Here is a 22,174-nt window from a genome sequence, read left to right as displayed (position 1 = left end):
CGCGAACTTCAACCCACAAAGCGCAGAAGTTACTCACTGATTGTGTGGCCAAAAGCCGCTGGGCGAGAGGGTCGAGGCGGGTCCGGCGCTTTCTGCTACCATGGCGCCTCTGTCACTTGCGGTATTCATTCATGGCCTTCCGCCCTCTTCCAGCCAAAGCGCCCGCCGTTCTGCTGCGCGAAGCCAAGCCGCTGAAAGCCATCTTCGGCCACGCCAAACGCCTGGGCCACTTGCAGCGCCTGCTGGACAGCCAGTTGCAACCGGCCGCGCGCGAGCATTGCCACGTGGCGTCCTGGCGCGAAGGCAGCCTGCTGTTGATCGTCACCGACGGCCACTGGGCCACGCGCCTGCGCTACCAGCAAAAACGCCTGCTGCGCCAACTCCAGGCGTTCGAAGAGTTCGCCAACCTGACGCGGATCCTGTTCAAGGTGCAGCCACCCACCGTCCAGGTCGGCGCCAAGGGCCATACGCTGGATCTGTCCACCGACGCCGCGGCAACCATCCAGGCCACCGCCGACGGCATCACCGATCCCAACCTGCGGGCGGCGCTGGAGCGGTTGGCGGCGCATGCGCGGCCCAAGGATTGAGATTTTCGGCGCCGGCTAGATAGCAATCGCGAGCAAGCTCGCTCCCACAGTGGAACTGCAGCGGCCACCTATTTCGCGTACGACACCAATCCCTTGTGGGAGCGAGCTTGCTCGCGAAGGGGGCGACTCGGTCTCGACTAACGGCGCCGCTTGCTGCCCCCCAGCAACGACCCCATCAACCCGCGCACCAGTTGCCGGCCCAATTGATTGGCCGCCTGGCGCATCGCCGATTTAAGCGCCTGGCCGGCTGCCGTGCCGAGGAACTCGCCGGCCTTTTCGGTGAAGCTGGGTTCTTCGGCCGCTGGTTTGCCCGGAACCGCTTCGGCCTGGGGTTCCAGCCCCTTGCGTCCCATCAGCACTTCGTAGGCCGATTCGCGATCAATGGGCTTGTCGTAGCGCCCTTGCAGCGACGAACGGGCGATCAACCCGGCGCGCTCGGCCTCGCTCAGCGGCCCGATGCGTGATTGCGGGGGCGCCACCAGCACGCGCTGGACCATTTCCGGCGTGCCTTTTTCCTGCAAGGTGCCCACCAGGGCTTCACCGATGCCCAGCTCGGTCAGCACCGCCAGGGCATCGAATTGCGGGTTGGGCCGGAAACCGTCGGCCACCGCCCGCAGGGATTTCTGTTCCTTGGCCGTGAAGGCCCGCAAGCCGTGCTGGATGCGCAACCCTAACTGGGCGAGCACATCGTCCGGCAAATCGCCCGGCGACTGGGTCACGAAATACACCCCCACGCCCTTGGAACGGATCAGGCGCACCACTTGCTCCAGGCGCTCCTGCAAAGCCTTGGGCGTACCGGCAAAGAGCAAGTGCGCCTCATCGAAGAACAGCGCCAGCAGCGGCTTGTCCGCATCGCCGCGCTCGGGCAACTGTTCGAACAGCTCGGCCAGCAGCCACAGCAGGAACGTCGCGTAGACCTTCGGCGCTTCGTGGACCAGGCGGCTGGCGTCGAGCAAGTGGATGCGACCACGGCCATCGCTGGCCGGTTGCAGGATGTCTTCGAGCTGCAACGCCGGCTCGCCGAACAACGCGTCCGCGCCCTGCTGCTCCAAAGTGGACAGACGCCGCAGCAGCGCCTGACTGGAGCCGGTGGTCATCAGCGCCGCGTCGTCCCCCAGCAGCTCGGGGTTGTCCTTGAGATGATTGAGCAGCGCCTTCAGGTCCTTGAGGTCCAGCAACAACAGGCCTTCACGGTCGGCCACCTTGAACGCGGCGTAGAGCGCCGACTGCTGGCTGTCCGTGAGTTCCAGCAGGCTGCCGATCAACAACGGCCCCATCTCACTCAGGGTAGTGCGCAGTGGATGCCCGGACTGGCCGTGGATATCCCACAAGGTCACCGGATAAGCCTGGGGCTTGTGGTCGAGCCAGGGCATGCCGGCGATGCGCTCGGCGATCTTGCCCTGGGGGTTGCCGGCAGCACCCAGGCCGCACAGGTCACCCTTGATATCCGCCGCGAACACCGCCACGCCGGCATCGCTGAACATTTCGGCCAGGCGCTGCAAAGTGACCGTCTTGCCGGTCCCGGTGGCGCCCGCCACCAGGCCATGACGGTTCGCCAGGCGCATGGCCTGGGCGATGGGCTGGCCGCTGAGGTCGGCGCCAATAACGAGTTGCGATGAGTCAGGCATGTGGTCACCCGTGGTGTTTGCGATATGACGCCATTTTGCACGCTTATATAAAAGCATGCCTGGCGCATCAAGGCCCTGGCAGCAGGAATAATAGCTGCGAACCTGGGCAGGCCCTATCGCGAGCAAGCTCGCTCCCACAGAGATTTGGGGCGGGGCACAGATCCCATGTGGGAGCGAGCTTGCTCGCGATGAGGCCCTGTCAAACCCCGCAATACTCCACTGGCAGCGCACCCGCCCCACAACCCCAACCGAACATCTATTCTTCATAAAGGTCAACACAGGAGAACACAGACCGGAGGGACGTTCATCGTGCATATAGCGGACATAACCATGTTCTACGCCCCCGCCAGCGGAGGCGTGCGCACTTATCTGGATGCCAAGCACCGGCGCCTGGGCGATCGGCCCGGTATTCGCCACAGCCTGTTGATCCCCGGCGCGCATTTGAGCGAGCACGACGGAATCTACAAGGTGCCAGCCCCTGCGCTGCCGTTCGGCAAGGGCTATCGCTTCCCCCTTCGCCTGGCGCCCTGGCGCAATGTCCTGCGCGATCTGCAACCGGATCTGATCGAGGTCGGCGATCCGTACCTCACCGCCTGGGCCGCATTGGATGCCCGCCGTCAGCTCGACGTGCCCGTCATCGGCTTCTATCACTCCGACCTGCCGCTGTTGGTGAGCAACCGCATGGGCAACTGGTTCACCCCCAATATCGAAGCCTATGTCAGCAAGTTGTACGGCAATTTCGACCGGGTCCTCGCACCGAGCCAGGTCATGGCCGACAAGCTGACCGGGCTGGGGGTCAAGAACGTCTATGTACAACCCTTGGGCGTTGACCTGCAAACCTTCACCCCCGCCGCCCGCGACCCGGGATTGCGGGCCGAGCTGGGTATCGCCGAAGACACGCGCCTGCTGATTTTCGCCGGTCGCGGCTCCAAGGAAAAAAACCTGCCGGTGCTGCTCAAGTGCATGAAACGCCTGGGCGAGCGCTATCACCTGTTGTTGGTGGGCTCGTCGATGCCCGCCGTGGTGCCGGACAACGTCACGGTGGTCGACGAATTCTGCCCGGCGCCGCAAGTCGCCCGGCTCATGGCCAGCGCCGATGCCCTGGTGCACGCCGGCGACCAGGAGACCTTCGGCCTGGTAATCCTCGAAGCCATGGCCAGCGGTATTCCCGTGGTGGCGGTGGCGGCCGGGGCTTTCACCGAAATCGTCCACGAGGACTGCGGCCTGCTGTGCACACCCAACAATCCGCAGGCCATGGCCAATGCCGTGCGGCAACTGTTCAGCGAAGGCTGCCAACGCCGTGGCCTGCTGGCGCGCCGGCATGTGGAGCGTCATTACGCCTGGGACACCGTGGTCAACAGCTTGCTGGGGCACTACTACGCCGTGCTCGGCGAACAAATGCCGTTGCTGGCCAATGGTTGAGGCGAGGACCGTGTCGATGAGTTATTCGCCCAGCGTGCTATTGGTGTTGCACGACGTGGCACCGCAAACCTGGCCCGACTACCAGCCCTTCGTCGAAGCCGTGGATGCCCTCGGCCAAGTGCCGATGACCTGGCTGGTGGTGCCGGACTTTCACCGGGCCAATGCCTTGGAGGCTCACCCCGACTTTCGCCGCCTGCTCGACCGTCGGGTCGAGCGCGGCGACGAGTTGGTGCTGCATGGCTACTACCATTGCGACGATGGCCCTGTCGCCCGCCACCCCAAGGACTGGTTCATGCGCCGGATCTATACCCATGAGGGGGAGTTCTACAACCTGTCCGAAGCCGCCGCCCTCGCCCGCCTGCGCGCCGGGATCGACACCTTCGAGCGCTACCATTGGCCCCTGGACGGTTTCGTCGCCCCGGCCTGGCTGATGAGCGAAGGCACGCGCCAAGCCTTGCGCCAGTTACCGCTGAGCTACACCAGTGACACCCAACACCTCTATCGCCTGCCCGACTTCAGCGCCATCGACGCGCCGGGCCTGGTCTGGAGTGCCCGCAGTGCCTGGCGTCGTGGCCTGTCGAAGGTCATCAGCGACCAGCGTGAACAGCGCTGGCGCCAGGCCCCGGTGATTCGCCTGGGCCTGCACCCGGTGGACATGCGCCACGGGTTTTCCCGGGACTATTGGCTGCGTACCCTCGAACGCCTGCTCAACGATGGTCGCGTGCCGATGACCAAGGTCGACTGGCTGGCAACCCAGGGGCTGCGGGCCCGCAGCGCCGCATGAAACGGCTGATCTGGCTGGGCGCCGCCCTGCTCACGGCGCTGTTGGTGCCGCTGCTGGTCGGCGGCGGGGAAATGTGGTCGCGGGTGCAGCGCTTTCCCTTGTCCCTGCTGCTGACCATGCTCGGCATGATCGTGCTGTGCTGGGGCTTGAATTCCGTGCGCCTGCGCCTGCTGCTGGGTGAATACCGTGGGCGCATCGGCGGGTGGAAAAGCATGGGCGTGGTGATGTCCACCGAGTTCGCCATGTGCGCGACGCCCGGTGGCAGTGGCGGCCCACTGACGCTGATGGCCCTGCTGGCGCGCAACGGTGTGCGCCCGGCCCATGGCAGCGCGGTGTTCGCCATGGATCAACTGAGCGACTTGCTGTTCTTCCTCTGCGCCTTGGTGGGCATTCTGCTCTACGCGCTGTTCCAGAACCTCAGCCAGCGCCTGGAATGGATGCTGGCGTTGAGCGCGATTTCGTTGTTTGGCGGGCTGTTCGGCTGCGTGCTGGTGGCCCGCTATCACCGCCGACTGATTCTGCTGGGCGCTCGTGTGCTGCGGCACTTGCGGGTAAAGACCGCCACCCGCCGACGCTGGGGCCGCAAGATCCTGAACTTCCTGGCGGCCTTCACCGATACCTTGAAATTGCCGCGACAGACGTTGTGCCAGGTCTTCGGCCTGACCTGCCTGCATTGGGCGCTTCGCTACAGCGTGTTGTACCTGGCATTGAAGGGGCTGGGCGCGGACTTGCAGTGGGCCTGGAGTTTCCTGATCCAGATGCTGTCCTTGAGCGCGGGGCAGTTCAGCCTGCTGCCTGGCGGTGCCGGGGCGGCCGAGCTGACGTCGGCGGCGCTGCTGGCCCCCATGGTGGGCAAGTCCACCGCAGCGGCGGCGATCCTGATCTGGCGGGCGGTGACCTATTACTTTTACTTGGTGGCCGGTGGGCCGGTGTTCTTCCTGATGGTCGGGCGGCCGTTGATCAAGAAGCTCATCAGGCTCAGGCAAGCCTGACCGGTCAAGGCGTCTGTTCGGGCTCGTCCTGGGGATGCAATTGCTCCCACAGTTGCGCGGCATCGGGAAACTCGGTGCCATCCTCCGGGCTCAACGCGTCGGGGTCATAGCGGCTGAGGCAGCCCTCGCCCAGGGTGGCTGGCGCCTTGGAGGTGGCTTTGTCCAATGGATCGGTCATGGCGCGTGCTCTCGTAAGAAGGTTGCCCGAATCATTGTACCCAGAGATTGCTCCCGCTCGGCTGCGCCTGTAGGAGCTGACGAGCGAAGCGAGGCTGCGATCTTTCCCCTACCGCTTGAGTCTCAAGCGAAAGAGAAAAATCAAAGGATCGCAGCCTTCGGCAGCTCCTACAAGCGCCCCAAACCCAGTCAGAAGACCACGGTCTTGTTGCCGTGCACCAGTACCCGGTCTTCCAGGTGATAACGCAGGCCCCGGGCCAGTACCATCTTCTCTACGTCACGACCGAAACGCACCATGTCTTCGATGCTGTCGCTGTGGCTGACGCGCACCACGTCCTGCTCGATGATCGGACCGGCATCCAGCTCTTCGGTCACGTAGTGACAGGTGGCGCCAATCAGCTTCACCCCACGCATCGACGCCTGGTGGTACGGCTTGGCCCCGACGAACGACGGCAGGAAACTGTGGTGGATGTTGATGACCTTGTGGGCGTACTCGCTGCACAAGGCCGGCGGCAGGATCTGCATGTAGCGAGCCAGCACCACCACCTCGGCGTCGTGCTGCTTGACCAGTCGAGAGACTTCGGCGAACGCCGGATGCTTGTCCTGCGGGTCGACCGGTACGTGGTAGTACGGGATGCCGTGCCATTCCACCATGCTGCGCAAGTCGTCATGGTTGGAAATCACACAGGCGATGTCGCAATCGAGCTCATCGCTGTGCCAGCGGTGCAACAGGTCAGCCAGGCAATGGGACTCGCGACTGGCCATGAGCACCACGCGCTTTTTCTGCGCGGTGTCGGTGATACGCCAGTCCATCGAGAACTCTTCGGCAATGGGGGCGAACGCTTCACGAAAGGCTTCAATGCCGAAAGGCAGCGAGTCGGCACGAATCTCGTGACGCATGAAAAACCAACCGCTTTGATTGTCCGAGTGATGGCTCGCTTCGGTGATCCAGCCGTTATGGGACGCCAGAAAGTTACTGACTTTAGCAACGATGCCGACGCGGTCCGGGCAAGCAATCACCAGACGAAAAGTGCGCATTAGGGGAACTCCAGAACTTCGCAAAGGCGGCCATTCTAGCCATTGCGCAGCAAAACTGCAGTATCGATGACACGCCGAATCCTGGACGACAGCCCCAGGCCATGGCCGGCACGGCTCGGGAAAGCAGATTATATGTGAACAGATGTGAAGACACTGTCGCGGTATTTAACTGCAACAGGCGTTTTTGTGGCGCGGCACTAATTAATTAAATAAAACACCGGTTAAATGTTTACTTGATGAAACTGTCTGATTACTATTGTCGCACTGTCTCCTTGTCACCCGCGTCCTACATAAGGTAGTCCACATGTCCTTGATCAATGAATACCGCGCCACAGAAGAAGCCATCAAAGAACTGCAAGCTCGCCTGAAAAACCTGTCGCAAGACGACAAACTGCAAACCGAGCTTGAATTCGAAGGCAAACTGCGCACGCTGATGGGCGAATACTCCAAGTCGCTGCGCGACATCATTGCCCTGCTGGATCCAGAAGCCAAGTCGAGCAAAGCGCCACGTGGCGCCGTGAAAACTACCGGCACCAAGCGCGCTCGCAAAGTTAAGCAATACAAGAACCCGCACAACGGCGAAGTCATCGAAACCAAAGGTGGCAACCACAAGACTCTGAAAGAGTGGAAAGCCAAGTGGGGCGGTGACGTGGTAGAAGGCTGGGCAACCCTGCTGGGCTAAGCCTCACCGCGGCGCAAGCTTCTTTGCGAACAAAAAAACGCCAGTGAATACTGGCGTTTTTTGTGCCTGTTATCTTTTCATTTCATTGCGATTCAAGGCTTAAACGTTTGCGCAATTGCTGGCTGTAGCCCTGCCATTCCACGAGTACTTCTCGCTGCATCGGCGTTGACAGGGCCAGCCACTCTCCCATCGCCTCGTCAAAACTTTGCAAGGTATTAGGCGCTCCCCATTCCGGGGCGGACAGACGTTGTTGACAGAAAATTCTCCAGCGCCCTTGCTCTTCAGGATTCAAGGTGTCTGGAAAGTTGCGTGCACGGTATCGGAACAATAGTTCCGGCAGACGCTCATCATCGAAAGGCCATTGCGCTTGCGCCAATTGCGCCGGGTCCGCCATGCGCACTTGTTCACATAAACGCCGATCGCGATCGCCCAAGAAACCCGCGTATAACTGTTGCTCGGGATCCTCGCTGGCGGTGAAGTCCTCGCGGCCATAAATAGCCTGAAGTTTATCCTGCCAAACTTTTTGTGCGTCAGTTAGCCGCAATGCGCGCTGTTGATAACCCTCCATGTCCAGCTCCAGCCGCTGCTGGTCCTCGACGCGCAGCACCGACAACGGCGCGACCACCGGGCATTTGTTGATATGGATAAGCTTGAGCGGCACCGGCAACTCACCTTCGAGCAGTTCTTCGCGGCGGGTATACAAACGCTGGCGCAGGCTTTCGGCATCGTCGTCCAGCAGGCCCTGAGGGTCCAGGTGCAGGTCGCAGACGATCAGGGCGTTGCGGTTTTTCGGGTGCCAGGCCAGCGGCAAGACCACACCGATGTAGTTGCGCGCCGCCGAGAAGCGACCGGAAATATGCACCATCGGCTGCAGCAGACGGATCTGGTCCATCACCTTCTGCTTGCTGCGCAACTGGAACAGCCAGTCGTAGAGCCGCGGCTGTCGCTGACGGACCAGGCGGGCCAGGGCGATGGTCGCGCGCACGTCCGACAACGCATCGTGGGCCTGGCCATGATCGATGCCATTGGCGGCGGTCAGGCGTTCGAGCTTGAGGCTGACGCGACCGTCCTCTTGGGGCCAGACAATGCCTTGCGGGCGCAGCGCATAGGCCGCGCGCACCAGGTCGATCAAGTCCCAGCGACTGTTGCCGCCCTGCCATTCCCGCGCGTACGGGTCGAAGAAATTCCGATAGAGGCTGTAGCGGGTCATTTCATCGTCGAAACGCAGGGTGTTGTAGCCGGCGCCACAGGTACCGGGCGCGGCCAGTTGCCCGTGGACACGGGTCATGAAATCAGCTTCGCTCAAGCCTTTCTCGGCCAGGCATGTCGGGGTGATGCCGGTAATCGCACAGGCCGCCGGATGGGGCAGGATGTCATCGCTGGGCTGGCAATACAGATTCACCGGTTCGTCGATTTCATTGAGCTCGAAATCGGTACGGATACCCGCCACCTGCAAGGGCCGGTCGCAACGCGGGTTGATGCCGGTGGTTTCGTAGTCGTACCAGAAGATGGAAGTCACGGGCTGTTCCTGAACTGAAGACTGGCGAAGTCTAGGCGCTCGAACCCGCCTGCGACCAGCAGTGCTGTAACTTTTGAATACCAATGTGCGAGCGGTGTCGGACACTGGATCTGTGAACACTCGAGAATTCTTGTGGGAGCGGGCTTGCTCGCGAAAGCGGTGGGTCAGTGACATTGATGTTGAATGTACCGCCGTCTTCGCGAGCAAGCCCGCTCCCACAGGGATCTGTGAACACTGAGGGGTCGCAGAATGATGCAGACAGCGTTCACCCTCTCAATCCTATTGCAAACCATGAAATGACCTACACAGCTCTATCGTTTGCCCGCACGAAGACTGCTAGCATCGGGGCCGAGATTGAATGTTCGGATCGGCCCATCACAGGTTGCCCATGCTCGAGACACCAGCACTGCAAAGGAACGCGACGCTGCCCGCGCCCCTGGACACGCGTTATCAGGTGGAAACGCCGGAGGGCATCGACCTGCCACTGCGCCCAGCGGGGCTGATGCCCCGTGCGATCGCCTTCACCATCGATTTGGGTATACGCGGCTTGGTCCTGGGTGTTTTTTTCCTGGTCCTGGCGTTTTTCGGCGAGCTGGGGCTCGGCCTGGGGTCCATCCTGCTGTTTGTCGTCAGTTGGTGGTACATGGTGCTGTTCGAGGTACTCAACCAGGGGCGTTCTCCCGGCAAACAGATCATGGGGCTGCGCGTGGTGCAGGACGATGGCCGGCCCATCGGCTGGTCGGCGTCGTTGATCCGTAACCTGCTGCGTTTCGTCGACATGCTGCCCTTCGGCTACACCTTCGGGGCCATCTGCTGCCTGCAGCATCCGGCGTTCAAACGCCTGGGCGATCTCGCGGCCGGTACGCTGGTGGTCTATCGCGAACAACCGGTCAAACGCCCCGCATTGCCCATGGCCTCGCCGATACGCGCGCCTTTTACCCTGAACCTGCATGAGCAACGCGCCGTGCTGGGCTTCGCCGAGCGCCAGGCAGAACTGTCCCAGGCGCGGGTCAACGAACTGGCCGCGATCCTGGCCGCGCCACTGAACGTCCAGGTGCCGAACGCCACCGCCGAACTCAATGGCATCGCCCGCGGCCTGCTGGGGCCGACATGAAGCAAAGCCTGTTCGAAAGCCGCCACCAAAGAGAATGGGAGCACCTGGCCCAGCAACTCGATCAATTGGAGCGCAGCCGCAAAGTGTCCCAGAGCGGTGACTTCCCTGCCGCCTACCGACGGCTTTGCCATCACCTGGCATTGGCCCAGGCCCGGGGCTACAGCAGCTTGCTGGTCGACGCCCTGCAACAACTGGCGCTGCGCGGTCACCAGCAACTCTACCGGGATCGCAGCCGACCATCGGCCAGCCTTTCGGCCTTTATCCTGGTCGGTTTCCCTCGGCTGGTGCGTGAGCAATGGCGCTTCGTGCTCGCCGCCAGCCTGATGTTCCTGGGCAGCCTGGTCGGCATCGGGCTGCTGGTCTATCTGTTTCCGGAACTGGTCTACAGTGTGCTGGGCGCCGACGAAATCAGCCAGATCCGCAGCATGTATGACCCGGCTTCCGGGCACCTGGGGCGCTCGGTCGAACGGGCCGCCAGCGAAGACTGGGTCATGTTCGGCTACTACATCATGCACAACATCGGCATTGCCTTTCAGACGTTCGCCAGTGGCTTGATGTTTGGGCTGGGGAGCGCGTTCGTCCTGTTTTTCAATGGCCTGACCATTGGCGCGGTGGCCGGGCACCTGACCCAGATCGGTTCCGGAGGGACGTTCTGGTCGTTCGTGATCGGCCACGGCGCTTTCGAACTCACCGCCATCGCCCTGGCCGGCGCCGCGGGCCTGCAACTGGGCTGGGCGCTGATCGCGCCGGGACGCCTGACCCGGGGCGAGGCCTTGCGGCTCGCGGCGGGTAAAAGCGTGCTGATGATCGGCGGCGTAATGCTGTTCCTGCTCATCGCCGCGTTCATCGAGGCCTACTGGTCTTCCAGCGCGGTAACGCCCGCTACCAAATACACCGTAGGCGGCTTGTTGTGGCTGTTGGTCATCAGCTATCTGTCGCTTGCCGGACGGGTCCGCCATGCGCCTGAGTGATGCCACCGTCGTCATCCGCCCACGCACCACCTGGGAAGCCATGGACCTTGGCGTGTTGATGAGCCAGCAGCATCGACGCTTGCTGATGACCAGTTGGGCGATCATCACGCTGCCGGTGTACCTGTTACTGACCCTGCTGCTGTGGGACTCACCGTCCCTGGTGGTGATGCTGTTCTGGTGGTTGAAACCGGCCTTTGACCGTCTGCCGCTGTACATCCTGTCCAAGGCGCTGTTTGGCGAAACCCCCACCTTGAGACAGGCCTTGCGCCAATGGCCAGCGCTGCTCAAGCCCCAGTTGCTGGCCAGCCTGACCTGGCGCCGACTGAGCCTGAGCCGCAGCTTCCTGCTGCCGGTGGTGCAACTCGAAGGGCTCGCCGGTGAGGCGCGGGGGCAACGCATACGGGTATTGCTGCAACGCAACCGCGGCGCGGCGCAATGGCTGACCATCATCGGCATGCACCTGGAAACCGCCCTGTGGTTCGGCCTGATGGCCCTGTTCTATCTGTTCGTGCCGCAACAAGTCGAACTGCAATGGGACTGGGAGACGCTGGTGTCAGCAGCCGAGCACGACTGGTTGTGGTTCGAACACCTGGTCAACTTCCTCTACCCACTGCTGCTGATCTTGTGGGAGCCGGTGTACGTCGCCTGCGGCTTCAGCCTTTACCTGAACCGGCGCACGATCCTCGAAGCGTGGGACATCGAACTGGTGTTCCGGCGCCTGCGCCAGCGCCTGAGCGGCGTGGCCCCGGCATTGTTGCTGCTGGCCCTGGTGATGCTGCCGCTGGCGCCCCCGGCGTGGGCCGACGAAGAGCCCAACGCCCCCGACAGCCCGCGGCTGCTCAACCAACCCCTGACCAGCGAAGCCTCCCGGGCCGGCATCAAGGCGATCCTCGAGGCCCCGCCGTTCAAGAACCCGGAGACCGTCACCCGTTATCGTTTCGGCGAAGAAACCGCCGAACCCAGCGACGAGACCGAGGCAAAACCGAGCTGGCTCAAGGCGCTGTTCAAATGGCTCGGCGGCCAACGCTTCGACATTGCCGCTGCGCTGATCCAGGTCGCGCTGTGGGCCTGCCTGGCAGGTGCGATCGTCTGGCTGGCCTGGCACTACCGGGAACGGCTCAAGGCCCTGGTCAATCGGCGACCGACGCAACGCCTGCCCGTGGAACGAGCGGCACCGGCACACATGTTCGGCCTGGATATTCGTGAAGAAAGCCTGCCGACCGACGTCGCCGCCAGCGTCGAACAGCTGTGGGCCACGCAACCCCGTGAAGCCTTGGGCCTGCTGTACCGGGCACTGCTCAGCCGGTTGCATCATGACTTCAAGATCCCCTTGAAACCGTCCGACACCGAAGGCCAGGTGCTGCAACGCATCGAACAACTCCAGCAGGACAATCTGCTGGGCTTCAGCAAAAGCCTGACCCTGCATTGGCAGAACATTGCCTATGGGCATCGCCCGCCGCCGCCCCACCTGCAACAGGAACTGTGTGACGGCTGGCGCGGGTTGTTCGGGCCGGGAGCGTCTCGATGAGCCGGCACGCGGGGTGGCTGGTCGGCGCCGTGCTGGCCGCCGCGGTGTGCGCATTCGGTTTTTACCTCTACACCCAGGCCGTGCCCTATGAAGAGGTTGTCGAGCACGGCCCCTCCCCGCAAGCACAGGCCAACCCTTACCTGGCCGCCGAACGGTTCCTGCGCCAGCGGGGGATCAACGTCGAGCACGCCAACAGCCTGGAGGTGCTGCCCACCCTGGAGCCACGCCAGCACAGCCTGCTGTTGCTGGGCGAGCGCACTCACATGACGCCACGGGAAGTCGAACAGTTGATGAACTGGACCCGGGCCGGCGGACGCCTGGTCTTTGTGGCCGAAGCCTTGTGGGACAAGAGCACCGGCAGCAGCGGCGACCTGCTGCTCGACCGCGTGCGCCTGCGCCAACTGCTGAGCGAAGACCTCAAGGAGCCCGCCCCCGAACTGATCAAGGACCGCTACCCGGAACTGACCAAGCTCTACCTGGAAGACGAAGAAGCGCCGGCGTATGCCGGTTTCGACACCGACTTCCACCTCGAAGACCCGTACAACCTGGCCCAGGCCTGGGCCAACAGCGCGGTGTCGACCCACATGATGCAATTGAACCTCGGCCTCGGCTCGATCACCGTGATCACCGACGCCGAACTGTGGAAGAACGACGCCATCGACCAGTACGACAACGCCTGGCTGCTCTGGTATTTGAGCGCCGACACGGATGTCACCCTGCTGTTCAACACCGACCACGACACCTTGCTGACCCTGTTGCTGCGCTACTTCCCCCAGGCGCTGGTGGCACTGCTGGCGTTGGTTGCCCTGTGGTTCTGGCGTTCAGCGGTGCGCCACGGCCCGCTGCAACCACCGGCCTCCCAGGCCCGGCGTCAGCTGGAAGAACACGTACAGGCCAGCGCCGGTTTCCACCTGCGCCACAATGGCCAGCAGCACCTGTTGCACGCCTTGCAACAAGACGTGCTGCGCCGGGCCCGCCATCTTCACCCAGGCTTCGAACAACTGGCCGTCGCCGAACAATGGCAGGTCCTCGCCCGCCTGACCCGCCAGCCCACGCGAGCCATCAGCCAGGCCTTGAGCCCCCGGCCGAAACAGCGCATGTCCCGCGCAGAGTTCTGCCGCCAGGTCGCCCATTTGCAAACCCTTAGGAATGCCTTATGAGTTTTCCGCAGATAAATCCGCAAGAACACTCGAATTCATCTATCGTACGGCGTTACCAAGCCTAGCAATAACCGGCGCTGTAGCCGATTTTGTTTTCCGCATAAATTTCCGCAGGAATTACCGAGTAAGTAGCCGTTTAAGGGCGCCGGAATCAAACGATGATCACCTCGAAAACGTACCTTGACCCAGTACTGCCAGAAAATCTGCCCGACTCGATCATTCAGTCCGCGGATCAGTTGCCCCGCAAGGCAGAATTTCTGGCCGGACGGCTTGCCGATGAGACATCGAAGCAACTGGCGGGCCTGTTGCGCATCACCAATACCTATTACTCGAACCTGATCGAAGGGCATCGAACCGAGATCGCCGACCTCCAGATTGCTCGCACGACACCAAAACGGGAAAGAAAAGAGCTCAAAGAGCTGGCCGTACAACACATGACGCAGCAGGAGGTGATGGAGCGGCTGCTTCGCATGCGGCCAGCGAATAATTTCTCTGCCATGTTCGATCCCAGGTTGATCGCGGCCATCCATCGTCGACTGTTCAAAGATGCTTCCACGCAGGAACTGACCCTGAGCGATGGGCGCATGATGGAACCGGGCAGGCTGCGGGTCGAAGAGGATGAACAGGTCCAGGTCGGCGCGCATATCGCTCCAGCGGCTGCAGTTGTATTGCCCATGCTTGAGCATCTGCAGTTGCACTACGGACGAATAAAGGATCCGCGACGCCAACTGATCGCGGCCCTGGCAGGCCATCACCGAGTGGCGCTTGTGCACCCCTTCCTCGATGGCAATGGTCGAGTGATTCGGATGCTCACCCACCTGCAACTGGTTCACCTCGGGCTAAAACCTTTCCTCTGGTCACTGTCCCGCGGCCTGGCTCGCAGGCAAGATGAGTACTATCGCTTCCTGGCTTTGGCTGATCGTCCTCGTGAAGGAGACTATGACGGGCGCGGCCAACTCTCACAGCGCCACTATTTCAACTTCATCGAGTTCATGCTCGATGTCTGCCACGACCAGATTGAGTACATGACGACCTCGCTAAACCCAGCCAAGCTGCGCGAGCAGGTTGTTCATGTGTTCTCAACGGATCCTGAGCTTCGCCGTGCCGGCATCAGGCATACCAGTGCAGCTGCCGTGCTGGCGCTGCTCACCCAAGGGGCGATGCCGCGTGCAGAGTTCAAGGTGTTCACAGGTTTGAAGGATCGGCTTGCCACGGAGGAACTGAGCCGCTTGATCGACGCGGGGATTGTGGTCAGCAGGACTCCCAGATCCCGCACGGTGGAGGCGGGTTTGCCCGCACGCTTCGCTGGGTTGATCTTTCCAAACCTGCACTTCCAAATGGGCTAGGTTATGTCGGCGGCTCAGATGTCACCGCCCAGTCATGGCAAAGCATGAAATGGTTAGATCATGTAACTAGATGATTTATCTAATAGGAATAGGATTTAACCGTTAGGAGAACTCCAGAATTGACGACTGAACAGAACGAACCTACCGACGGCCAGGCCCACGCCGCCCAACAGCGCCAGCGCGCCAGTCAGTTGGCCCAGGCGATCCGCACCGAGCTGCGCAAGGCGGTGGTCGGCCAGGCCAGCGTGATCGACGATGTGCTCACGGCACTGATCGCCGGCGGCCACGTGCTGCTCGAAGGCGTTCCCGGGCTGGGCAAGACGTTGCTGGTGCGCGCCTTGGCTCGCTGCTTCAACGGCGAGTTCGCGCGCATCCAGTTCACTCCCGACCTGATGCCCAGCGACGTCACCGGGCACGCGGTGTATGACTTGCAGACCGAGCAGTTCAAGCTGCGCAAGGGCCCGGTGTTCACCAACCTGTTGCTGGCCGACGAGATCAACCGCGCACCGGCCAAGACCCAGGCCGCGCTGCTCGAAGCCATGCAGGAACGCCAGGTCACCCTCGAAGGGCGCGCCCTGCCCATCAGCCAGCCGTTCATGGTGCTGGCCACCCAGAACCCCATCGAACAGGAAGGCACCTACCCGCTGCCGGAAGCCGAGCTCGACCGCTTCATGCTCAAGGTGCGCATGGACTACCCGGACGCCGACCAGGAGCTGGACATGGTGCGCCAGGTCAGCCGCTCGACCCGCGCCGACATGCTCGACGTGCAACCGCTGCGCGTGGTGTTGCAGGCCAAGGACGTGCAAGCGCTGCAACGCATTGCCAGCGACCTGCCGATGGACGACCAGGTGCTCGACTACGCCGTACGCCTGGCCCGTACCACCCGCAGTTGGCCGGGCCTGACCCTAGGCGCCGGACCGCGCGCGTCGATTGCCCTGGTGCGGTGTGCCCGGGCCCGGGCGTTGTTGCGCGGCGGCGAGTTCGTCGTGCCGGACGACATCAAGGGCTGCGCCCTGGCCGTACTGCGCCATCGGGTACGGCTGGCGCCGGAACTGGACATCGAAGGGCTGTCGGTGGACCAGGTGCTGGGGCAACTGCTCGATCAAGTGCCGGCGCCGCGGTTGTGAATACGCACTTCGTGGTGGAGAGACTCATTGTGGCGAGGGGATTTATCCCCGCTGGGCTGCGAAGCGGCCCCCTGGTTTTGTCTGACACACTGCAAGGGGCCGCTGCGCGCCCCAGCGGGGATAAATCCCCTCGCCACAAAAGCGCGCTCTGCATGTCTCCAATGGGAATGCACCCATGAAACCCTCGCGCCTGCTCTTGATCTGGCTCGCGCTGCTGCTGGCCCTCGGCATTGTGCTGGGCGCGCTGCGGGCACTCGGCGTGACGGTGCCAGCGACGCTGCTGTCGATCAACTGGGGGTTGCTGCTGGCCGTGCTGGCCCTTGCACTGTTCGACGCGGTGCGCGTCCGGCGCCTGCCCTCGCCCCGGCTGCAACGGCAAATGCCCGGGAGCCTGGCCCTGGGTCGCTGGGGTGACGTGCGGTTGGACATCAGCCATGACTTTGCCCAGCCACTGCACGTGCAGCTTTTCGATCATGTACCCGACGGCCTGGACTTCGAAAACCTGCCGCTGTCGGTCGAGCTGCAACCCGGCCAGCGCAGCCAGGTCGGCTACCGCCTGCGCCCGCTCAAACGCGGTCACTTCACCTTCGTCCAGTGCGAAACCAACCTGCCTAGCCCGCTGGGCCTGTGGACCGACAAACGCCTGCTGGAAGCCGTCGACCACACCCGTGTCTACCCGGACTTCGCCAGGCTCTACGACGGTCAACTGCTGGCGGTGGACAACTGGCTCAGCCAACTCGGCATCCGTCAGCGGCAACGGCGCGGCCAGGGTCAGGAATTTCATCAACTGCGCGAATTTCGCGAGGGCGACAGCCTGCGCCAGATCGACTGGAAGGCCACGGCCCGCCATCGCACACCGATTGCCCGGGAATACGAAGACGAGCGCGACCAACAGATCATCTTCATGCTCGACTGTGGCCGGCGCATGCGCAGCCAGGACGGCGAGCTGTCGCACTTCGACCACGCCCTCAACGCCTGCCTGCTGCTCAGCTACACCGCGCTGCGCCAGGGCGATGCCGTGGGCCTGAACACGTTCGCCAGTGATCAGCCCCGCTACCTCGCCCCGGTCAAAGGCCCGGGCCAGCTCAACGTCTTGCTCAACACCGTGTACGACCTCGACAGCAGCCAGCGCCCCGCTGATTACCAAGCCGCCGTGACCCAGTTGCTGGCTCGGCAAAAACGCCGGGCCCTGGTGGTGCTGGTGACCAACTTGCGGGATGAGGACGACGCGGATCTGCTCGCCGCCGTGAAACGGTTGGGCCAACAGCATCGGGTGCTGGTGGCCAGCCTGCGGGAAGAAGCCCTCGACCGGTTGCGCCAGGCGCCGGTGCAAACCTTGCCTGAAGCCTTGGCCTATTGCGGAACGGTGGACTACTTGAATGCCCGGGCCGAACTGCATCAGCAACTGAGCGCCCATGGCATCCCGACCCTGGATGCGCGCCCCAGTGAGTTGGGGGCGCAATTGGTGACGCAATATCTTGCATGGAAAAAGGCGGGGACCGCATAGGTCCTACAGCGAGCCAGCAAAGCTCCAGCTGACTACAGCGCCTTGCGCAACGGACTACAGATCCGCCAGAATCCGCCGGCTTGTGTGCCTTGGCCTTGCCCCGTAACTTGATTCGCGTCGCTGATATCCAGCGATCGGGTTTAGTCGCCCGGTGTTGAAGTGAGGTGCACAAGCGTCATCCAGTCGGGTTCCCCTATCCCCGCACTTGATGGTGGCTGTGCGCAGGGCGCCCTCGGGCGCGCCGGTTTCACTTCTCACCGGTCGACTAACCTGCGTCCAGCCGCCACCCCTCGTTTAGTCGCGAGCCGGATGGCAGCGCCACCAAAGAGAAGTGAATATGATCAAGCCAACCCCCAATCCACCCCATACCGACCCGCTCTCCCCCCACGAAACCCTCGATCCCGAAAAGCTCGACGAAGCCGCCCAAAGAGCCCTGGACTACTACCTCAAGCCCAACCACGGCCAGCCCGAGCAGAAAACCGCCAAACACCTGGACTACTTCATCGTCGCCCCCGACGCCGACCCCGAAGGCATGCTCGCCCACACCTACGAAACCTTCTGCTCGGTGAGCACGCTGATCCTGGATTTATCGGAAGACCTGGAAGGCGCCCCACGCAATATGGCCCTGGCGATTCACCAAATGGGCGAGATGGGGGTGTTGTTGCTGGAAAGACTGCTGGATAACGAAACGAAGGTTCAGCGCTGATAGGCACCCCGTAATCGCTGCGTAAGCGTGTAGGAGCTGTCGAGTGCAACGAGGCTGCGATCTTTCCCCAGACAATTGAGTCTCAAACGAAAGACCAGCAGATCAAGATCAAAAGATCGCAGCCTCGTTGCACTCGGCAGCTCCTACAATCGATGCCATCAAGCCGATTCCGGCAACGGATAGAAACTGAAATATTGCCGCAACGCATTGATCAGTTGCCCGTACTCCGGCGGCGCCCACGTCAGGCTGAACCCGGCATCGAAATGCATCGGCGTCACGTCTTCATGGCACCACAGGCACCTGGCTTTCAACTTGATATTTTGCTGTGGCCCTTCGTCGGAGGGGATTTTCAGGTGCAGGTCAAAATCCGCACCGACCATCAACGGCAGAGGGCTGATGAGCATCAGCCCATTTTCAGAAACATTGCCTAGAAAACCGATAGGCTTGTCGTTGATACCGTTAAACACTTTGAGGAAATACGGCAACTGATGCCGTTCGATCCGACGCTCTTTGTACATGTCTTGTATCGCTTTTTTAGCGGCCACGCACAGGGCCGACCGATCACTTCGGAACGAACCCAAGCGAGTCCGCTCTCCCCAATCCCGGTGCCAGACGCTATCAATCGTCTTGGCCTGTCTCTGCCGGTCTCAGGTGCTTCTAAAAAGTAGAGATCTAGCTCTAATTACGACTTGTACAAATATAGCCCAAGGCGGGGTGACAACCAGCCCCATGTATTAATTTTCATAAACACGACGGGCAGAGGGAGAGTGGCCAGGATTGCGCCTGGCCACGGGAGGGAGGGTCAAGAAGCTGGACGGATGGCCGAGGCGCTGCGGGTCGGGTAGTGGCCCAGGCTCTGCAGGGTTTCGAGGCGGGCGCGGGCGCGGAACGCGTATTCGCTGTTAGGGTATTGGGTGATGATGAACTGGTAGGTCTGCGCCGCATCGATAAACAGCTTCTGCCGTTCCAGGCACTGGCCGCGCAGCATCGAGACTTCCGGCTGCATGTAGCGGCGGGCACGGCTGGCGCGGTCGACCTGGGACAACTCGAGCATGACCTGCTCGCAATTGCCACGGTCATAGGCCTTGTAGGCCAGGTTCATGTGGTGGTTCATCGACCAACGGGTGCAGCCCGTGACGCTCAGGGCCAGGGCAACAAAAAGCACGAATCGCATGGGAGGATCTCCTGTCTTGAGCCCTGTATCGACCTGGCTGGGAAAATCTTCAACCTGAAATGGAACCGGGTCTGCTCTTGTGGCGAGGGGATTTATCCCCGTTGGGCTGCGAAGCGGCCCCAAAACAATAGATTCGGTCGGCCTGACACACCGAGCTGCCTGATTTCAGGGCCGCTTCGCAGCCCAACGGGGATAAATCCCCTCGCCACAGATAAATCTCCTAACCACGGAGGTTTGTGTAGCCCAAAGAGGCGCAAAAATTTTCAAGAATGTTCATTTCGAAAAACAAACGAAAAAGTAGTGCATATGAACAATGACTACACCCAAAGAGCATAGTAGCCTTCGCTGGCGCTTGAACTTGAGGAGTCTTGCATGTCCGTCCGTCGCACCAAAATCGTCGCTACCCTTGGCCCGGCCAGTAATTCGCCGGAAGTTCTCGAACAGCTGATTCTGGCTGGCCTGGACGTTGCCCGTCTGAATTTCTCTCACGGCACGCCCGAAGAACACAAGGCGCGTGCCAAGCTGGTGCGCGACCTCGCCGCCAAGCACGGCCGCTTTGTCGCCCTGCTGGGTGACCTGCAAGGCCCGAAGATCCGCATCGCCAAATTCGCCAACAAGCGCATCGAGCTGAAGATCGGTGACAAATTCACCTTCTCCACCAGCCATCCGCTGACCGAAGGCAACCAGCAGGTGGTGGGTATCGACTACCCGGACCTGGTCAAGGACTGCGGCGTGGGCGACGAGCTGCTGCTCGACGACGGCCGTGTGGTGATGCGCGTCGAGACCGCCTCCGCCACCGAACTGAACTGCGTCGTGACCATCGGCGGCCCGCTGTCGGACCACAAAGGCATCAACCGTCGCGGTGGTGGCCTGACGGCACCGGCCCTGACCGAAAAAGACAAGGCCGACATCAAGCTGGCCGCGGAAATGGAAGTCGACTACCTCGCCGTGTCCTTCCCCCGTGACGCCGCCGATATGGAATACGCCCGTCAACTGCGCGACGAAGCCGGCGGTACTGCCTGGCTGGTGGCCAAGATCGAACGCGCCGAAGCCGTGGCCGACGACGAAACCCTCGATGGCCTGATCAAGGCGTCCGACGCCGTGATGGTGGCCCGTGGTGACCTGGGTGTGGAAATCGGCGACGCCGAGCTGGTGGGCATCCAGAAGAAAATCATTCTGCACGCACGCCGCCACAACAAGGCCGTGATCGTCGCGACCCAGATGATGGAGTCGATGATCCAGAACCCGATGCCGACCCGCGCCGAAGTGTCCGACGTAGCCAACGCCGTGCTCGACTACACCGACGCCGTGATGCTCTCGGCCGAAAGCGCCGCCGGCCTCTACCCGCTCGAAGCGGTGCAAGCCATGGCGCGTATTTGCATCGGCGCTGAAAAGCACCCGACCAGCAAGACCTCCAGCCACCGCATCGGCAAAACCTTCGAGCGCTGCGACGAAAGCATCGCCCTGGCGACGATGTACACCGCCAACCACTTCCCGGGCGTGAAGGCGATCATCGCCCTGACCGAAAGTGGCTACACGCCGCTGATCATGTCGCGCATCCGCTCCTCGGTGCCGATCTACGCGTTCTCCCCGCACCGCGAAACCCAGGCCCGCGCCGCCATGTTCCGTGGCGTCTACACTGTGCCGTTCGACCCGGCCGCCCTGCAACCGGGCGAAGTCAGCCAGGCGGCGGTGGATGAGCTGGTCAAGCGCGGCGTCGTGCAGACCGGTGACTGGGTCATCCTGACCAAGGGCGACAGCTACCACACCATCGGCGGCACCAACGGGATGAAAATCCTGCATGTTGGCGACCCGATGGTCTGAGTGACCGAGCGCTGAAAAACAAAAGCCCTGCCATGTGAATGGTGGGGCTTTTTGGTTTTTGCCTTGAAGCATGTGCCATCTGCTCGCGATGGGGCCAGCCCAGGCGCTCCAGAATTCAATGCCTGTTGATAAACCCCGACAACGCCGCAACCGCCTCGGGCGAGCGCAGGCGTTGGGTGAACAGCTTGCCCTCTTCTTCAATCACCTTGCGCAACAGTTCCTGGTCCGGCGCCCTCATCAGTTGCTTGCTGATGCGCACCGCGTCAGGCGGCAACGATTCGAAGCGCAGCGCCACCTCCCGCGCCTTGGCCAATGCCGCTTCGCCGCTGTCCAGCGCCTCGGTGGCAATGCCCCACGCCACCGCCTGTTCGCCACTGAAGCCCTCACCCAACAGCAACAATTGCGCAGCCCTGGCCTGGCCCAGCAGCCGCGGCAGGATCAGGCTGGAACCGAATTCCGGGCACAGCCCCAGGTTGACGAACGGCATGCGCAGCCGCGCGTCTCGGCTGATGTAGACCAGGTCGCAATGCAGCAGCAACGTGGTGCCGATGCCGACCGCCGGTCCGGCCACGGCGGCGATCACCGGTTTGCGGCAATCGAGCAGGCTGAGCATGAACTGGAACACCGGATTATCGAGGTCGTTCGGTGGCTGTTCGAGGAAGTCGACGATGTCGTTGCCGGCTGTGAAGCAGTCACTGGAGCCGCTGAGCAGCACCGCGCGAATCTGCGGGTCGTTGTCCGCCATCGCCAGGGCTTGGGCCAATTGACCGTACATGGCCCGGGTCAGGGCATTTTTCTTGTCCGGGCGGTTCAAGCGCACGGTCAGCAGGCCGCGTTGACAGTCGAGCAACAGGGTTTCGGTCATGATCGGTCTCGCGTCTGGAAATC

The 22,174-nt window shown here is 62.2% G+C and carries 21 protein-coding genes; 14 read left to right on the top strand and 7 right to left on the bottom strand.

The window, feature by feature from the left end; translation table 11 throughout:
* Positions 1-131 precede the first annotated feature (131 nt).
* Positions 132-587 carry a DUF721 domain-containing protein gene (locus BLP82_RS07455; RefSeq protein ID WP_003205074.1) on the top strand — a complete coding sequence of 152 codons (456 nt, stop codon included), beginning with the start codon at positions 132-134 and terminating at the stop codon, positions 585-587.
* Positions 588-724: 137 nt separating this feature from the next.
* Here BLP82_RS07455 and BLP82_RS07450 read toward each other — a convergent pair whose 3' ends face one another.
* Positions 725-2,215 (bottom strand): helicase HerA-like domain-containing protein, encoded by a 1,491-nt coding sequence (locus BLP82_RS07450; RefSeq protein ID WP_092166391.1) that lies wholly within the window; start codon positions 2,213-2,215, stop codon positions 725-727.
* 330 nt (positions 2,216-2,545) lie between these two features.
* Between BLP82_RS07450 and BLP82_RS07445 the strand changes: the two genes are divergently transcribed.
* The 3 genes from BLP82_RS07445 to BLP82_RS07435 are packed head-to-tail and all read left to right on the top strand — an operon-like array spanning position 2,546 to position 5,413.
* Positions 2,546-3,637: an N-acetylglucosaminyl phosphatidylglycerol synthase gene (locus BLP82_RS07445; RefSeq protein WP_092166390.1), complete on the top strand. Its 1,092-nt coding sequence runs from the start codon at positions 2,546-2,548 to the stop codon at positions 3,635-3,637.
* Positions 3,638-3,653: 16 nt separating this feature from the next.
* Complete coding sequence (locus tag BLP82_RS07440; protein WP_092166388.1) at positions 3,654-4,421, top strand: N-acetylglucosaminyl phosphatidylglycerol deacetylase; 768 nt, start codon at positions 3,654-3,656, stop codon at positions 4,419-4,421.
* Positions 4,418-5,413, top strand: coding sequence for a glucosaminyl phosphatidylglycerol flippase (locus BLP82_RS07435; RefSeq protein WP_092166386.1), 996 nt, complete (start codon positions 4,418-4,420; stop codon positions 5,411-5,413). Before BLP82_RS07440 ends, BLP82_RS07435 begins: the two co-directional genes overlap by 4 nt.
* Positions 5,414-5,417: 4 nt before the next feature.
* Here BLP82_RS07435 and BLP82_RS31160 read toward each other — a convergent pair whose 3' ends face one another.
* Both BLP82_RS31160 and purU read right to left on the bottom strand, forming a co-directional pair.
* The gene (locus BLP82_RS31160) at positions 5,418-5,591 is read right to left on the bottom strand and encodes a hypothetical protein (protein WP_170842278.1); all 174 of its coding nucleotides are present in this window, start codon (positions 5,589-5,591) and stop codon (positions 5,418-5,420) included.
* 188 nt (positions 5,592-5,779) lie between these two features.
* Positions 5,780-6,628, bottom strand: a complete 849-nt coding sequence (gene purU, locus BLP82_RS07430) for a formyltetrahydrofolate deformylase (protein WP_060740880.1) — start codon at positions 6,626-6,628, stop codon at positions 5,780-5,782.
* Between the two features lie 304 nt (positions 6,629-6,932).
* Here purU and mvaT point away from each other — a divergent pair, with 304 nt between their 5' ends.
* Positions 6,933-7,310 carry a histone-like nucleoid-structuring protein MvaT gene (gene mvaT, locus BLP82_RS07425; RefSeq protein WP_003205091.1) on the top strand — a complete coding sequence of 126 codons (378 nt, stop codon included), beginning with the start codon at positions 6,933-6,935 and terminating at the stop codon, positions 7,308-7,310.
* An 82-nt stretch (positions 7,311-7,392) separates the two neighbouring features.
* Here mvaT and sbcB read toward each other — a convergent pair whose 3' ends face one another.
* The gene (gene sbcB / locus BLP82_RS07420) at positions 7,393-8,829 is read right to left on the bottom strand and encodes an exodeoxyribonuclease I (protein WP_092166384.1); all 1,437 of its coding nucleotides are present in this window, start codon (positions 8,827-8,829) and stop codon (positions 7,393-7,395) included.
* 388 nt (positions 8,830-9,217) lie between these two features.
* Between sbcB and BLP82_RS07415 the strand changes: the two genes are divergently transcribed.
* The 8 genes from BLP82_RS07415 to BLP82_RS07380 all read left to right on the top strand — a co-directional run bounded on the left by BLP82_RS07415 (position 9,218) and on the right by BLP82_RS07380 (position 18,288).
* Positions 9,218-9,943 carry an RDD family protein gene (locus BLP82_RS07415; RefSeq protein ID WP_092166382.1) on the top strand — a complete coding sequence of 242 codons (726 nt, stop codon included), beginning with the start codon at positions 9,218-9,220 and terminating at the stop codon, positions 9,941-9,943.
* A complete protein-coding gene (locus BLP82_RS07410) occupies positions 9,940-10,914 on the top strand; it encodes a stage II sporulation protein M (protein ID WP_092166380.1) in 975 nt (324 codons plus the stop codon). Before BLP82_RS07415 ends, BLP82_RS07410 begins: the two co-directional genes overlap by 4 nt.
* Positions 10,901-12,442, top strand: coding sequence for a DUF4129 domain-containing protein (locus tag BLP82_RS07405; RefSeq protein ID WP_092166378.1), 1,542 nt, complete (start codon positions 10,901-10,903; stop codon positions 12,440-12,442). Before BLP82_RS07410 ends, BLP82_RS07405 begins: the two co-directional genes overlap by 14 nt.
* Entirely contained in the window at positions 12,439-13,602 is a 1,164-nt protein-coding gene (locus BLP82_RS07400) for a DUF4350 domain-containing protein (protein WP_092166376.1), read from the top strand. The genes BLP82_RS07405 and BLP82_RS07400 overlap by 4 nt, the downstream gene beginning before the upstream one ends.
* A gap of 158 nt (positions 13,603-13,760) precedes the next feature.
* The gene (locus BLP82_RS07395) at positions 13,761-14,948 is read left to right on the top strand and encodes a Fic family protein (protein WP_092166369.1); all 1,188 of its coding nucleotides are present in this window, start codon (positions 13,761-13,763) and stop codon (positions 14,946-14,948) included.
* Between the two features lie 119 nt (positions 14,949-15,067).
* A complete protein-coding gene (locus tag BLP82_RS07390; RefSeq protein ID WP_092166368.1) occupies positions 15,068-16,075 on the top strand; it encodes an AAA family ATPase in 1,008 nt (335 codons plus the stop codon).
* Positions 16,076-16,250: 175 nt separating this feature from the next.
* Entirely contained in the window at positions 16,251-17,582 is a 1,332-nt protein-coding gene (locus tag BLP82_RS07385; protein ID WP_092166367.1) for a DUF58 domain-containing protein, read from the top strand.
* 337 nt (positions 17,583-17,919) lie between these two features.
* Positions 17,920-18,288: a DUF6124 family protein gene (locus tag BLP82_RS07380; RefSeq protein WP_092166366.1), complete on the top strand. Its 369-nt coding sequence runs from the start codon at positions 17,920-17,922 to the stop codon at positions 18,286-18,288.
* 158 nt (positions 18,289-18,446) lie between these two features.
* Here BLP82_RS07380 and BLP82_RS07375 read toward each other — a convergent pair whose 3' ends face one another.
* Both BLP82_RS07375 and BLP82_RS07370 read right to left on the bottom strand, forming a co-directional pair.
* Positions 18,447-18,806 (bottom strand): PilZ domain-containing protein, encoded by a 360-nt coding sequence (locus BLP82_RS07375; protein ID WP_092166365.1) that lies wholly within the window; start codon positions 18,804-18,806, stop codon positions 18,447-18,449.
* A 284-nt stretch (positions 18,807-19,090) separates the two neighbouring features.
* Positions 19,091-19,462 (bottom strand): tetratricopeptide repeat protein, encoded by a 372-nt coding sequence (locus tag BLP82_RS07370; RefSeq protein ID WP_060740870.1) that lies wholly within the window; start codon positions 19,460-19,462, stop codon positions 19,091-19,093.
* Positions 19,463-19,834: 372 nt separating this feature from the next.
* Between BLP82_RS07370 and pyk the strand changes: the two genes are divergently transcribed.
* Positions 19,835-21,286, top strand: coding sequence for a pyruvate kinase (gene pyk, locus BLP82_RS07365; RefSeq protein WP_092166364.1), 1,452 nt, complete (start codon positions 19,835-19,837; stop codon positions 21,284-21,286).
* Positions 21,287-21,401: 115 nt separating this feature from the next.
* Here the strand turns inward: pyk and BLP82_RS07360 are convergent, their stop codons facing one another.
* Entirely contained in the window at positions 21,402-22,151 is a 750-nt protein-coding gene (locus tag BLP82_RS07360) for an enoyl-CoA hydratase (protein WP_092166360.1), read from the bottom strand.
* Positions 22,152-22,174: the final 23 nt, after the last annotated feature.

Origin of the sequence: Pseudomonas sp. NFACC37-1, from assembly GCF_900101575.1 — a bacterium.
In the GTDB taxonomy this organism is placed as follows: domain Bacteria; phylum Pseudomonadota; class Gammaproteobacteria; order Pseudomonadales; family Pseudomonadaceae; genus Aquipseudomonas; species Aquipseudomonas fluorescens_AA.
The sequence above is the reverse complement of the archived record's forward strand: the minus strand, read 5'-3'. Positions and strand labels throughout refer to the sequence as shown.